The sequence below is a fragment of the Pectobacterium peruviense genome (genome assembly GCF_002847345.1).
GTDB classification, from domain to species: domain Bacteria; phylum Pseudomonadota; class Gammaproteobacteria; order Enterobacterales; family Enterobacteriaceae; genus Pectobacterium; species Pectobacterium peruviense.
The window spans coordinates 76,245-89,528 of the sequence record NZ_LXFV01000021.1 but is presented as its reverse complement, the minus strand read 5'-3'; the positions used below and the strand labels follow the sequence as shown (position 1 = coordinate 89,528).

Sequence of the window (13,284 nt, the reverse complement as noted above, 5' to 3'; positions counted from 1 at the left end):
AAAATGGCCCGCAATACATTGCGGGCCATTTGTTTATGACGTCTGGTGACGGCTTATTTAGTAATCTTCTTGTATTTGATGCGGTGAGGCTCCAGCGCCTCTGCGCCCAATGTACGCTTCTTATATTCTTCGTACTCGGTAAAGTTGCCTTCGAAGAATTCCACTTTACCTTCATCCTGATAATCCAGAATGTGCGTGGCGATACGGTCGAGGAACCAACGGTCATGCGAGATCACCATGGCACAGCCAGGGAATTCCAGCAGGGCATTTTCCAGCGCGCGCAGGGTTTCGATATCCAGATCGTTGGTCGGTTCATCGAGCAGCAGCACGTTGCCGCCTACCTGCAACAGCTTAGCCAGATGCAGACGACCGCGCTCACCACCGGATAGCTCACCAACGCGTTTGCCCTGATCAACCCCTTTGAAGTTGAAACGGCCAACGTAGGCACGGCTTGGCATTTCGGTGTTGCCGACACGCATGATGTCTTGCCCGCCGGAGACTTCTTCCCAGACGGTTTTGCTGTTGTCCATCGCGTCGCGGAACTGGTCGACTGACGCTAGTTTCACCGTTTCACCCAGCTCAATGGTGCCGCTATCTGGCTGTTCCTGACCAGACATCATACGGAACAGCGTCGATTTACCCGCACCGTTCGGACCGATAATGCCGACAATCGCGCCTTTCGGTACGGCGAAAGAAAGTCCGTCGATTAACTGACGCTCACCGTAAGACTTGCTGAGGTTGGTGACTTCCACCACTTTATCGCCGAGGCGAGCACCTGGTGGAATAAACAGTTCGTTGGTTTCGTTACGTTTCTGGTATTCCGTGCTGTTCAGCTCTTCAAAGCGCGCCAGACGAGCTTTACCTTTGGACTGACGGCCTTTAGCGCCTTGACGCACCCACTCCAGCTCTTTCTCAATGGATTTACGGCGTGCCGCTTCCTGAGAGGCTTCCTGTGCCAGGCGCTGATCTTTTTGCTCCAGCCAGGAAGAGTAGTTGCCTTCCCACGGGATGCCTTCACCGCGGTCTAGCTCCAGAATCCAGCCTGCGACGTTATCGAGGAAGTAACGGTCGTGGGTAATCGCCACCACGGTGCCCTCGAAGTCGTGCAGGAAGCGTTCCAGCCAGGCTACCGACTCGGCATCCAGGTGGTTGGTTGGTTCGTCGAGCAGCAGCATGTCTGGCTTTTCCAGCAGCAGACGGCACAGCGCAACGCGGCGACGCTCACCACCAGACAGGGTCGCGATTTTCGCATCCCACTCTGGTAGACGCAGGGCATCCGCCGCGCGCTCTAACTGGTTATTCAGGTTGTGACCGTCATGCGACTGAATGATCTCTTCCAGTCGACCCTGCTCGGCAGCCAGTTTATCGAAATTTGCATCCGGGTCGGCGTACAGCGCATAGACTTCATCAAGACGTTTCAGCGCGGTCACGACTTCTGAAACCGCTTCTTCCACAGACTCACGTACAGTGTGCTCCGTGTTCAACTGCGGTTCCTGCGGCAAATAGCCGATTTTGATTCCAGGTTGTGGGCGAGCTTCGCCCTCGATGTCCGTATCAATGCCAGCCATAATACGTAACAGCGTTGATTTACCGGACCCGTTCAGACCCAGTACGCCGATCTTGGCACCGGGGAAAAAACTGAGGGAGATGTTTTTCAGAATGTGACGCTTCGGCGGAACGACCTTACCGACGCGATGCATGGTATAAACATATTGAGCCACGTTGCGACTTCGCCTCTCTCTTATCTCTATGATTTGTCACCATAAGCGGGTGACCATGGGTAATTAATAGCGCTGCTGAAGGATATGCTTTAGCAGCGGCTCGATTATTCTAAGCGCATTACTCTAAGTACGAAGTGTAGCGGGTTTCAGCCCGCGATCCCAGCTATCCGGCGATTTGCCATGGCCGATCTGAGACGTATGCCCGTCTGATGAATTTCAGAATCGGTTTGCGGATCGGCATACCGTTGTCTGGCATGATGTGCCACACTGGATCTGCCCGATAGGATAGGGGTATCGATACGATGAAGGATGCCGATAGCAAGTTCGATAACGGATGAGGTTAATGCAGGTGATGAAAGCAGGTCATTGGTGGTACGCCGTTGCGGCGGTTTGTCTGGCTGGGGCTTCCGGTCATGTGCTAGCGGATTCTTTGGACGAACAGCGTCAGCGCTATCAGCAGGTTAAGCAGGCATGGGACAGTAACCAGATGGACACGGTAGCGCAGCTGATGCCGACGCTGCGCAGTTACCCACTTTATCCTTATCTTGAATACCGCTCGCTCACGCAGGATCTGAGTCAGGTCAGCGCGACGCAGGTGAAGCAGTTTATGGCAACGCATCCGACGTTGCCGCCAGCCCGTAATCTCAATACCAGCTTTGTGAATGAACTGGCGCGCCGTCAGGATTGGATCGGGCTGCTGGCATTTAGTCCGCAGCCGCCGAAGCCGGTCAGCGCTCGCTGTAACTTTTATTATGCCCAGTGGGCAACCGGCCAGCGTCAGGGCGTGTGGGAAGCCACGCGTGATATCTGGCTGACAGGTCGTTCGCTTCCTACCGTGTGCGATAAACTTTTCTCCGTCTGGCAGCAGGCCGGTGAGCAGACGCCGCTGACGACGTTGGAGCGTGCACGTCTGGCGATGGATGAAGGCAGCGGTAGTCTGGTGAGCTACCTCATCAAGCAGCTACCCGACGATTACAAAACGATGGGCGATGCGCTGCTGAAACTTCAGAACGATCCCAATTCTCTGGAGAGCTTTGCCCGTACCGTCGGACCAACGGATTTTACCCGTAAAGTTACGCTGTCGGCCTTTACGCGCACGGCGCGTCAGGATACGGATAATGCCCGTTCGATGCTGCCGGTCATTGTCCGTTTGCAGAAGATGAGCGCCGCAGAACGTCAGGATATGGAGGAAACCATCGCCTGGCGTTTGATGGGCAACGACGCTACGCCAGAGCAGGCACAGTGGCGGGATGACGTGGTGCGGCGGAGTACGTCGACCACCTTGCTGGAACTGCGGGTGCGCATGGCGTTGGGTGCTGGCGATCGTCAGGGACTGACGAGTTGGATGGCGCGCTTACCGGCGGAGGCGTTGCAGAAAGACGAATGGCGCTACTGGCGCGCTTCGGCGCTGTTGGATCAAGGCAAACGTCAGGAAGGTGAGACGATATTACGTGGTCTGATGCAGGATCGCGGGTTCTATCCTATGGCGGCCGCGCAGAAACTTAACGAGCGCTATCCCATTACTATCATGACGGCGGTGAAGCCGGATCCTTCGTTGTCTCAGCTACCGGAGATCACCCGCGTGCGGGAATTGATGTTCTGGCAGATGGATAATCTGGCGCGTAGCGAGTGGGTTGGGCTGGTGGCGAATCGCAGTAAACCACAGCAGGAAGCGCTGGCTCGCTATGCGTTTGAGCAGCGCTGGGCGGATTTGAGCGTGCAGGCGACGATTGTTGCGAAGCTGTGGGATCATCTGGAAGAACGCTTCCCGCTGGCCTGGAACGACGAATTCCGCCGTGAAACGCAGGGGAAAGGGATTAGCCAGAGCTATGCGATGGCGATTGCCCGTCAGGAGAGTGCCTGGAATCCGAAAGCGCGTTCCCCTGTTGGCGCATCGGGCCTGATGCAACTGATGCCTGCGACGGCGCAGCATACGGCTAAAATGAGCAATATCACGTTCTACACGAACAGTAGTCAGCTGTTTGATCCTGAGACCAACATACTGTTGGGAACCAGCTATTTGGAGTACGTGTACCAGACATTTGGCCGTAACCGCATTCTGTCTTCTGCTGCCTATAACGCCGGGCCGTCGCGCGTGAATACCTGGTTGAGAAACAGCGCGGGGCGCATCGATCCCGTCGCGTTTATCGAAAGTATTCCGTTTTCGGAAACTCGGGGTTATGTGAAAAATGTGCTGGCCTACGACGTCTTCTACCGCAATTTCCTTCATCAGCCAGCCAATGTGCTGACGGATGCAGAATGGCAGCGGCGTTATTGAGACGAGGCGTTGCGATCGCTCCCCGAAATTGTGTTATGCTGCCGTACTAGTTAAATAGTATGGCAGCCCGTTATGACTCCGTTATCGCTTATCGACCCGGCACTTTCTGAACAAGACAATGAATATTGGTTACGCTTTGTCGCGCTGTTACAGCAGTCTATTGCGGAGGATCTCCAATTGCCGCTGCTTCAACTGCTACTGACGCCCGATGAACGTACCGCGTTGGGAACGCGAGTGCGGATTGTGCAAGAGTTAATGCGGGGTGAAATGAGCCAACGTGAGCTGAAAAGCGAGCTAGGTGCGGGAATTGCCACGATTACACGCGGTTCAAATAGCCTGAAAGCCGCGCCCCCCGCGTTGAAAAGCTGGCTGGAAGCGCAGTTACTGTCGACAGATAAACCGTTGGGTAATGACGCGTAACGGTTACTGTTTTATTGTCTGAACGGGAATCTGATAGATCGGGTTATGGAACGGCACCAGCGCTAGCAGCAGCGCCTGATGGTACACGCTAGTACGAGACAGTTTACCGTCGGTGAAGACGCCGATGGCACCACCTTTATGTTTGATATTCTGAACGCCCGTCAAACGTTCCATTTCATCACCTAATTCCCGCCCTTCACGAATACCATGTAATATACTTTCTGGAAGAACCAGACTTGCAGAACGTGATTCGCCACGCAGATGGGCATTTTCGATCACCATCCAGGCGAAAGTCATACTTTCTTCAATGCCTGCTTCGACACCGACCCAAAAATCGGCTTCTGGCCTTACCTGGCGCGCCATCATAACGCGATTTCTGGCACCAGTACGGGTTTCGATAGAACCAAGAGGCTGACGCGGAACGCCGCTATCGACGTCAACGCCTTCGATGCGGCAATTTTCTTCACCAAAGACATCGATGAATGCCAGACTAATAGCCTTAATTTTTGCCGGGTTGGTAGTTGCAGCGACAACGTGATACATAACAGTTTCGTACCTTTAGTTAATTTGACGCAGTATAACGGAAAATAACCATGTTACAGGTATATCTTGTTCGCCACGGCGAAACAGAATGGAATGTGGCTCGACGTATTCAGGGTCAATCGGACAGTGCACTGACGCCAAGAGGTGAGCAACAGGCACAACAGGTTGCTGAACGAATCGGGACGTTAGGGATTACGCATATTTTCACCAGCGATCTCGGAAGAACGCGCCAGACGACAGAAATCATCGCTAAATATTGTGGTGATTGCCAGATAATCCTGGAACCCGGTTTACGCGAATTGAACATGGGCGTATTGGAAGCGCGCGATCTGGATTCGCTGACCGCCGAGGAGGAAGGGTGGCGTAAACGGCTGGTGGATGGCACACCTAATGGCCGAATCCCGGAAGGTGAATCGATGGTGGATGTCGCATCACGTATGCACGGTGTCTTAGAACGTTGTCTGGCATTGCCTGCCGGGAGCCGCCCGTTGCTGGTTAGTCACGGCATGGCGCTGGGGTGTTTACTCAGTACGGTTCTGGGGCTACCTGCATCGGCTGAACGACGTTTGCGACTACGCAACTGTTCCTTGTCGCGCATCGATCATCAGCAAAGCCCGTGGCTGGCATCTGGTTGGGTGGTGGAAACGGCCGGGGATATTTCTCATTTAGATATCCCGGCACTGGATGAGTTACAGCGCTGAGATCGGCTCTGCATGCTGGATAGGGATGAGGTACTCGCAGCGGATGATGTCGGGAATATCATCGCGCGACGTGCCGTCTGGGTGGAAGCGTTCGGCATCGAACCCTTTGCGGCGCGTGAGTTGGAAGGTCGGCAGACAGGTGTCATACAGCGTGATAATAAAATCCTGTAGCTCGTCTTTCGGCCCTTCAAATACGAACATCGCGTAGTCGCCGCCCGGTAGCGTAATGGGTTCGCCAGTGTGGACATCATCGGGCAGGTACTGCGGTTCCAGCGCGGTGGTGTAGAGCACCTCGTGTTCGTCGTCTTTCTCTTTACTTGGGCGCGAATGATGTAGCCCGTAAAGTACTGGCGGCACAGAGCAGGTCTCACCTAAAAATTGGCGCCAGTAGTGGACGCGAATTTCCGTACGGAAGTTACAGATCTGTTCAAGTCGACAGTTATAGGTTTGCGTCAGCCCAAGTAATTGCGTTTCCGGGAGCTCCACAAATTCTGGCTGTGGCAGGGTAAATTCACCGAGCCGGATCGGCGGACGAATGCCGAAAGTATTCCAATTATCGGAACGACGATAAGACGCTGGCGTTTGGGCAAACTGCTTTTTAAACGCACGGGTAAACGTTTGTTGTGAGTCAAAACGGTATTGCAGAGCAATATCAAGGATGGGGCGGCTGGTCAGACAAAGTGCAACCGCCGCTTTGGTCAATCTCCGCGCTCGGATATATGAACCAATAGCATTGCCCGTTACGTCTTTGAACATTCTTTGCAGATGCCACTTGGAATAACCTGCTTTCGCTGCCACATTATCGAGTGATAGCGGTTGGTCGAGATGGCTTTCTAGCCAGTTAAGCAAGTCACGTATGATACCGGCTTGATCCATAATCTTCCTCATCAAACACATTGAGCGCGAGCGTATTGAGATCCCGCATCATAGCAATATTTTCACTTTGGTACTGCCGAAGATTTTTGAAAATATTCCGCAGGTAATTTGGATAAGGAGGATTATCAAAGTCGTTTATTTTGCACATCCTCTTTTTAATTGTGGTTATTAATTGTTTGTCATGAATCATCACAGAGCCTGAAATTATGAACATAAAGCGAATCATGAGTGTGGGTCTGTTAGTGCTATCTGCTGTTAGCACCGCCAGTGCGGAAGAGGTGGGATCTGTCGATACGGTCTTTAAACTGCTGGGGCCGGATCATAAGATCGTGGTCGAAGCGTTTGACGATCCTGATGTATCAAACGTGACCTGTTACATCAGCCGAGCCAAAACAGGCGGAATAAAAGGGGGGCTAGGGTTGGCGGAAGACACGTCAGATGCGGCAATCTCCTGCCAGCAGGTTGGGCCGATTACGCTGTCCGATAAAATCAAAAACGGCGGTGATCGTGGAACCGTGGTATTCCAGAAAAGAACATCGCTGGTTTTCAAGAAGTTGCAGGTTGTTCGATTTTACGATCAAAAGCGCAATTCTCTGATCTACCTTGCTTACTCCGATCGATTGGTCGATGGTTCGCCGAAGAATGCGTTAAGCGCGGTGCCAGTTATGCCGTGGGGAAAGAGCGAGTAGCGTGCGGTAAGAAGGGAAAAACAGCCGGAACAGAAGCCTGTTCCGGCTGAGTGGGATTAATTTTCCAGATCGCCACAGAAGCGATAGCCTTCACCGTGGATCGTCGCGATGATTTCCGGCGTATCAGCTGTCGATTCAAAATGCTTACGGATGCGGCGGATGGTGACGTCAACGGTACGGTCATGCGGCTTAAGCTCACGACCCGTCATTTTCTTCAGCAGTTCTGCGCGAGACTGAATCTTGCCCGGGTTTTCGCAGAAGTGCAGCATCGCGCGGAATTCACTGCGCGGCAGCTTGTATTGCTCACCAGCTGGGCTGATCAGAGAACGGCTATTGATGTCCAGTTCCCAGCCGTTGAAACGATAGCTTTCCACCAGACGACGTTCTTCAGTGCCTGTACCCAAATTCATGGTACGTGACAGCAGGTTACGTGCGCGGATCGTCAGTTCACGTGGGTTGAACGGTTTGGTGATGTAATCATCCGCACCGATTTCCAGACCCAGGATCTTATCGACTTCATTGTCGCGACCGGTGAGGAACATCAAGGCAACGGTGGCTTGCTCGCGCAGTTCACGTGCCAGCAATAGACCATTTTTCCCTGGCAGATTGATGTCCATGATCACCAGATTGATGTCATTCTCAGACAAAATATGGTGCATTTCTGCGCCATCGGTGGCTTCGTGAACAACATACCCTTCTGCCTCAAAAATGCTTTTGAGGGTGTTACGGGTTACCAACTCGTCTTCAACAATAAGAATGTGCGGCGTCTGCATGTTTGCTACCTAAAATTGCCAACTTAAATTATAGAAATCGGAAGTACAGAAGTCGCTGTCATACCCTGCTGGCCCGCTGGCTATAACGCCAGTTATTCCGGGTATTTCCCTGGAGCTTATCGAGGTAAATATACGCTCTCGCTCAACATCAGACTCAAGTACGTAAATGCGTTACTGGTGTTCATTCTCTACCCGCTTAGAGGTACTGCTAGCGGGTGAGTGTGGCGCTAATTTAACTGCGCTCAAAGTGGCGCACAGTTTAACCTTATTAACAGCAACATAACAGTAAGCACTGATTTTGCCTGCTGATAAATCTACGGTTCTGTTGACATATATCAAATTTCATTTTAGCACGTTAACTATTTTGTGATAAACACTTATAGGATTGCTAGTTTACGTCACAATTTAGCACTTTTTATGAACGATTTAGCATAGCAAATGCCAATAATCATAATTGACGCTACACAGTCGTTGGTGTTTTTATAACTTATTGAAATAAAATAATTTACCTTGTTTTTATTGTGGTTTTCTCTTCCCGCCCATTTATTGGACATCACTGATGTTTCCTACCGAAGGCCGAGTTGATGCCAGAAATCCTGTTGGTTTATTGTTAATTTTCCACCCGTAGTGATGGATGGATAGCTGTTGATAGAGAATTATTGCTGACTCGTTACCAATGAGCCGTTATCAATAAATCGTGATTGATTACACGTCCGTGTTATTTCGCTGTTGGCGAAAATAGTGCCAGAGCGAACGTAACCCATACTGGGGAGTCTATGCAGTTTCATATTATTTTGGTTGAGCCCGCCCGGGCAGAGAACGTAGGGGCGGCAGCCCGTGCGATGAAAACGATGGGGTTCAGCAGTTTGCGTATTGTCGGGAGTACTGTACATCAGGAACCCGCAGCCCGTTGGGTGGCGCATGCGTCGGGGGATATTCTGGATAATGTACAGGTATTCTCCACGCTGGCTGAAGCATTGGTCGATGTTGATTTTACTGTCGCGACTACCGCGCGCAGCCGGGCTAAATATCGTTATTACTGTACGCCAGCGGAGCTGACAGGGGTATTGCAGGAGAAGGTGCAGTGGATGGCGTCTGCGGCGTTGGTGTTTGGTCGGGAAGATGTCGGCCTGACGAATGAGGAACTCGAACTGGCCGATGTGCTGACTGGCGTGCCGATGAAAGCGGATTATCCTTCGTTAAATCTGGGTCAGGCGGTGATGGTGTACTGTTACCAGTTGGCTGAACTCATGCATGTCAAGCCGGAAGCGGTGCAGCCAGCAGTAGCGGGCCAATTGTCGGCGCTGCACGATCGTTTGGATCGGCTACTGGTCAATTTGGCCGTTGAGGACGATGAAAAGTTGCGGAACTGGCTGCATCAGCGGCTGGGACGTTTAGAGCAGCGCGATACGGCGATGCTCCATCGGTTGCTGCACGATATTGAAAAAAGATTGCCGAAATAAGATAGCAGAGATGGCTTTTTTGGCAGTCGAACATCTTGATACGTGTGTTTTGGCAATGGTTTGTCTGGCTTATTCCTGTTTCGGTAGTGGGTTCAGCGGTAGGTTTCTTTCGTTCGGCGAGAAGAAAAAAAAGAAATCCGTTGACTTAAAAGGGCGATTAGCCTAACTAATAGGGCAGATAACTCTACTTCTAATGAGATTCGATTTTAGCATGCGCACTATCAGCCTAATCACAACGATTATTACCATCACCGATACAACCAGTAACGGTGCGGGCTGACGCATACCAAGATTCCAGAAAAAGCCCGCACCGAACAGTGCGGGCTTTTTTTTTATGGCAGGTTATCCCTCAAACGCCGCCTGTGAGCGGCATACAAAAAACGTTTTTAGCGTTTTGGTTGGCAGAAATTCAGGAGAACAGATAAAAATGCGAGTGTTGAAATTTGGCGGGACTTCAGTAGCGAATGCGGAGCGCTTTACCCGCGTTGCCGACATTATCGAAAATAACGCGCGCCAGGGACAGGTGGCTACCGTATTGTCCGCGCCGGCGAAAATTACCAACCATCTGGTTGCAATGATTGAGAAAACCGTCGCCGGACAAGATATCCTGCCTCATTTAAACGACGCCGAAACTATCTTCTCTTCACTGCTGCAAGGTCTTGCAGCATCCCAAGCGGGCTTTGACCACGCACGCCTTAAGGCATTCGTGGATCAGGAATTCGCACAGCTGAAACACGTTCTGCATGGTATCGCTCTGCTGGGTCAGTGTCCTGACAGCGTGAACGCCGCGATTATCTGCCGAGGGGAAAAACTGTCTATCGCCATCATGGAAGCGGTCTTTCAGGCGCGCGGCTATGGGGTATCCGTCATTAATCCGGTCGAGAAACTGCTCGCGCAGGGACATTATCTTGAATCTACCGTCGATATCACTGAGTCGACTCGTCGTATCGCGGAAAGCGCGATCCCGAAAGATCATGTGATCCTGATGGCGGGCTTTACTGCCGGCAACGACAAAGGCGAGCTGGTGGTGTTGGGCCGTAACGGTTCAGACTATTCCGCCGCGGTGCTGGCTGCCTGTCTGCGTGCCGATTGTTGTGAGATCTGGACCGATGTTGACGGCGTTTATACTTGCGATCCGCGTCAGGTACCAGACGCCCGGTTATTGAAATCGATGTCCTATCAGGAGGCGATGGAGCTGTCCTATTTCGGCGCCAAAGTCCTCCATCCTCGCACCATCGCTCCTATCGCCCAGTTCCAAATTCCCTGCCTTATCAAAAATACCGAAAATCCTCAGGCTCCCGGTACGCTCATCGGCATGGACAGCACCGATACGCAGTATCCGGTGAAGGGCATTACCAACCTGAACAACATGGCGATGGTTAACGTATCCGGCCCTGGGATGAAAGGCATGGTCGGCATGGCGGCGCGTGTGTTTGCCGCGATGTCGCGTGCGGGCATCTCGGTGGTACTGATCACGCAGTCATCTTCTGAATACAGCATCAGCTTCTGCGTATCGCAGAACGAACTGGCGCGTGCCAGAAAAACGCTGGAAGACGAATTCTATCTGGAACTGAAAGAAGGCGTTCTGGAGCCGTTGGATGTGATGGAACGTCTGGCGATTATCTCTGTGGTGGGCGATGGTATGCGCACGCTGCGCGGCCTGTCTGCCCGTCTGTTCTCTGCACTGGCGACGGCAAACATCAATATCGTGGCTATCGCGCAGGGCTCATCCGAGCGCTCTATCTCTGTTGTCGTGAACAATGATGTCGCCACCACGGGCGTACGCGTTGCACACCAGATGCTGTTTAACACCGATCAGGTGATCGACGTGTTTGTTATCGGCGTGGGTGGCGTGGGCGGTGCATTGCTGGAGCAGATTCACCGTCAGCAGCCGTGGCTGAAAGACAAGCATATCGACCTGCGCGTGTGTGGGATCGCCAATTCTAAAGCCATGCTGACCAACATTAACGGTGTTTCGATGGACACCTGGCGTGAAGATCTGGCAAAAGCTCGTGAGCCGTTCAATCTGGGGCGTCTGATTCGTCTGGTTAAAGAGTATCACCTGCTGAACCCCGTTATTGTCGACTGTACGTCCAATCAGGCTGTAGCCGATCAGTACGTAGATTTTCTGGCTGACGGTTTCCACGTGGTGACGCCAAACAAGAAAGCCAACACCGGGTCGATGAACTATTATCACCAACTGCGTAGCGCAGCGGCGAAATCCCGTCGTCGTTTCTTGTATGACACTAACGTCGGCGCAGGCCTGCCAGTCATTGAGAATCTGCAAAATCTGTTGAATGCAGGTGATGAGCTGATTCGCTTTACCGGTATTCTCTCTGGCTCGCTGTCCTTTATTTTCGGTAAACTCGATGAAGGCATGTCGCTGTCGGAAGCGACCTCGCAGGCGAAAGAAAAAGGCTATACCGAACCCGATCCACGTGACGATCTGTCTGGTATGGACGTTGCACGTAAGCTGCTGATTCTGGCGCGTGAAGCGGGCTATCAATTGGAGCTGGGTGATATTGAGGTGGAGTCCGTTCTGCCTGTCAGTTTCGATGCCTCCGGCGATGTCGCCAGCTTTATGCAGCGCCTGCCGGCGGCAGACGATGAGTTTGCCAGCCGTGTTGCACAAGCGCGTGATGAAGGTAAAGTATTGCGCTATGTCGGCGTCATTGAAGAAGGTCGCTGTAAGGTCAAAATCAGTGCGGTTGGCGGTAACGATCCACTGTTTAAAGTCAAAGATGGCGAGAATGCGCTGGCGTTCTACAGCCGTTATTATCAGCCACTGCCGCTTGTATTGCGCGGGTATGGCGCGGGTAACGATGTTACCGCTGCTGGTGTGTTCGCCGATCTGCTGCGCACCTTGTCATGGAAGTTGGGAGCATAATTATGGTTAAGATATATGCACCTGCATCAATCGGTAACGTCAGCGTCGGATTTGATGTGCTGGGTGCGGCCGTTTCACCTGTAGACGGTTCACTGCTGGGTGATTGTGTCTCTGTTGAGGCCGCCGATCTATTCAGTCTGCGTAATGAAGGGCGTTTTGTTAGCAAACTGCCAGACAACCCGAAAGAAAACATTGTGTACCAATGTTGGGAGCTGTTCTGTCAGGAAATTGGCAAAACGGTGCCGGTGGCGATGACGCTCGAAAAGAACATGCCAATCGGTTCGGGGCTAGGCTCCAGCGCCTGTTCTGTTGTTGCCGGGCTGATGGCGATGAACGAATTTTGTGGCAAACCGCTGGATGACACCCGTCTGCTAACGCTGATGGGCGAGCTGGAAGGGCGCATTTCCGGCAGCGTTCACTACGATAACGTTGCCCCGTGTTTCCTCGGTGGCGTCCAACTGATGTTGGAAGAAAACGGCATTATCAGCCAGCCTGTGCCGTCGTTCGATGACTGGCTGTGGGTCATGGCGTATCCGGGGATTAAAGTCTCAACTGCCGAAGCGCGCGCGATTCTGCCTGCGCAATATCGTCGTCAGGATTGCATTAGCCACGGTCGCTATCTGGCGGGCTTTATCCATGCCAGCCACACTGGACAAGCCGAGCTGGCGGCGAAACTGATGAAGGATGTCATCGCAGAACCTTATCGCACTAAACTGCTGCCCGGCTTTGCTGCCGCTCGTCAGGCTGCTGAAGATATCGGGGCGCTGGCCTGCGGTATTTCCGGCTCTGGCCCAACGTTATTCTCCGTCTGCAACGACATGGCGAGCGCACAGCGTCTGGCCGACTGGCTACGGGATAACTATTTGCAGAACGATGAAGGTTTTGTTCATATTTGCCGTCTTGATACGACTGGCGCACGACAACTGGGATAAC

Annotated in this window: 12 protein-coding genes and 1 other annotated feature; of the genes, 8 read left to right on the top strand and 4 right to left on the bottom strand. The window is 52.5% G+C overall.

Features of this window, described 5'->3' with window-relative positions:
* Window positions 1-53: 53 nt before the first annotated feature.
* The gene (ettA, locus tag A0G03_RS15680) at window positions 54-1,721 is read right to left on the bottom strand and encodes an energy-dependent translational throttle protein EttA (RefSeq protein WP_072062065.1); all 1,668 of its coding nucleotides are present in this window, start codon (window positions 1,719-1,721) and stop codon (window positions 54-56) included.
* Window positions 1,722-2,064: 343 nt separating this feature from the next.
* Here ettA and sltY point away from each other — a divergent pair, with 343 nt between their 5' ends.
* Both sltY and trpR read left to right on the top strand, forming a co-directional pair.
* Window positions 2,065-3,999 (top strand): murein transglycosylase, encoded by a 1,935-nt coding sequence (gene sltY / locus A0G03_RS15675; protein WP_048262464.1) that lies wholly within the window; start codon window positions 2,065-2,067, stop codon window positions 3,997-3,999.
* A gap of 72 nt (window positions 4,000-4,071) precedes the next feature.
* Complete coding sequence (gene trpR / locus A0G03_RS15670; RefSeq protein ID WP_048262463.1) at window positions 4,072-4,419, top strand: trp operon repressor; 348 nt, start codon at window positions 4,072-4,074, stop codon at window positions 4,417-4,419.
* 3 nt (window positions 4,420-4,422) lie between these two features.
* On the opposite strand, the gene yjjX is transcribed toward trpR, so the two are convergent.
* Complete coding sequence (gene yjjX / locus A0G03_RS15665) at window positions 4,423-4,962, bottom strand: inosine/xanthosine triphosphatase (protein WP_048262461.1); 540 nt, start codon at window positions 4,960-4,962, stop codon at window positions 4,423-4,425.
* A gap of 50 nt (window positions 4,963-5,012) precedes the next feature.
* Between yjjX and gpmB the strand changes: the two genes are divergently transcribed.
* Window positions 5,013-5,663, top strand: a complete 651-nt coding sequence (gpmB, locus tag A0G03_RS15660) for a 2,3-diphosphoglycerate-dependent phosphoglycerate mutase GpmB (protein ID WP_048262460.1) — start codon at window positions 5,013-5,015, stop codon at window positions 5,661-5,663.
* Here the strand turns inward: gpmB and robA are convergent.
* On the bottom strand, window positions 5,652-6,539 hold the full coding sequence (gene robA / locus A0G03_RS15655; RefSeq protein WP_048262458.1) for an MDR efflux pump AcrAB transcriptional activator RobA: 888 nt from the start codon (window positions 6,537-6,539) through the stop codon (window positions 5,652-5,654). The two genes, gpmB and robA, sit on opposite strands and share 12 nt — an antisense overlap.
* 206 nt (window positions 6,540-6,745) lie before the next feature.
* On the opposite strand from robA, the gene creA reads away from it, so the two are divergent.
* Window positions 6,746-7,228 (top strand): protein CreA, encoded by a 483-nt coding sequence (gene creA / locus A0G03_RS15645; RefSeq protein WP_048262455.1) that lies wholly within the window; start codon window positions 6,746-6,748, stop codon window positions 7,226-7,228.
* Between the two features lie 56 nt (window positions 7,229-7,284).
* On the opposite strand, the gene arcA is transcribed toward creA, so the two are convergent.
* Window positions 7,285-8,001: a two-component system response regulator ArcA gene (arcA, locus tag A0G03_RS15640; protein ID WP_048262454.1), complete on the bottom strand. Its 717-nt coding sequence runs from the start codon at window positions 7,999-8,001 to the stop codon at window positions 7,285-7,287.
* A 776-nt stretch (window positions 8,002-8,777) separates the two neighbouring features.
* Here arcA and A0G03_RS15635 point away from each other — a divergent pair.
* The 4 genes from A0G03_RS15635 (at window position 8,778) to thrB (ending at window position 13,283) form a co-directional block, all read left to right on the top strand.
* Entirely contained in the window at window positions 8,778-9,464 is a 687-nt protein-coding gene (locus tag A0G03_RS15635) for a tRNA/rRNA methyltransferase (protein WP_048262452.1), read from the top strand.
* Window positions 9,465-9,657: 193 nt separating this feature from the next.
* The gene (gene thrL, locus A0G03_RS22130) at window positions 9,658-9,744 is read left to right on the top strand and encodes a thr operon leader peptide (RefSeq protein ID WP_071531141.1); all 87 of its coding nucleotides are present in this window, start codon (window positions 9,658-9,660) and stop codon (window positions 9,742-9,744) included.
* Window positions 9,683-9,798 (top strand) — a sequence feature (Thr leader region). (Overlaps the previous gene by 62 nt.)
* Before the next feature lie 93 nt (window positions 9,799-9,891).
* Window positions 9,892-12,351: a bifunctional aspartate kinase/homoserine dehydrogenase I gene (gene thrA, locus A0G03_RS15625; protein WP_048262450.1), complete on the top strand. Its 2,460-nt coding sequence runs from the start codon at window positions 9,892-9,894 to the stop codon at window positions 12,349-12,351.
* Window positions 12,352-12,353: 2 nt separating this feature from the next.
* Window positions 12,354-13,283: a homoserine kinase gene (gene thrB, locus A0G03_RS15620; RefSeq protein ID WP_048262448.1), complete on the top strand. Its 930-nt coding sequence runs from the start codon at window positions 12,354-12,356 to the stop codon at window positions 13,281-13,283.
* Window position 13,284 lies beyond the last annotated feature (1 nt).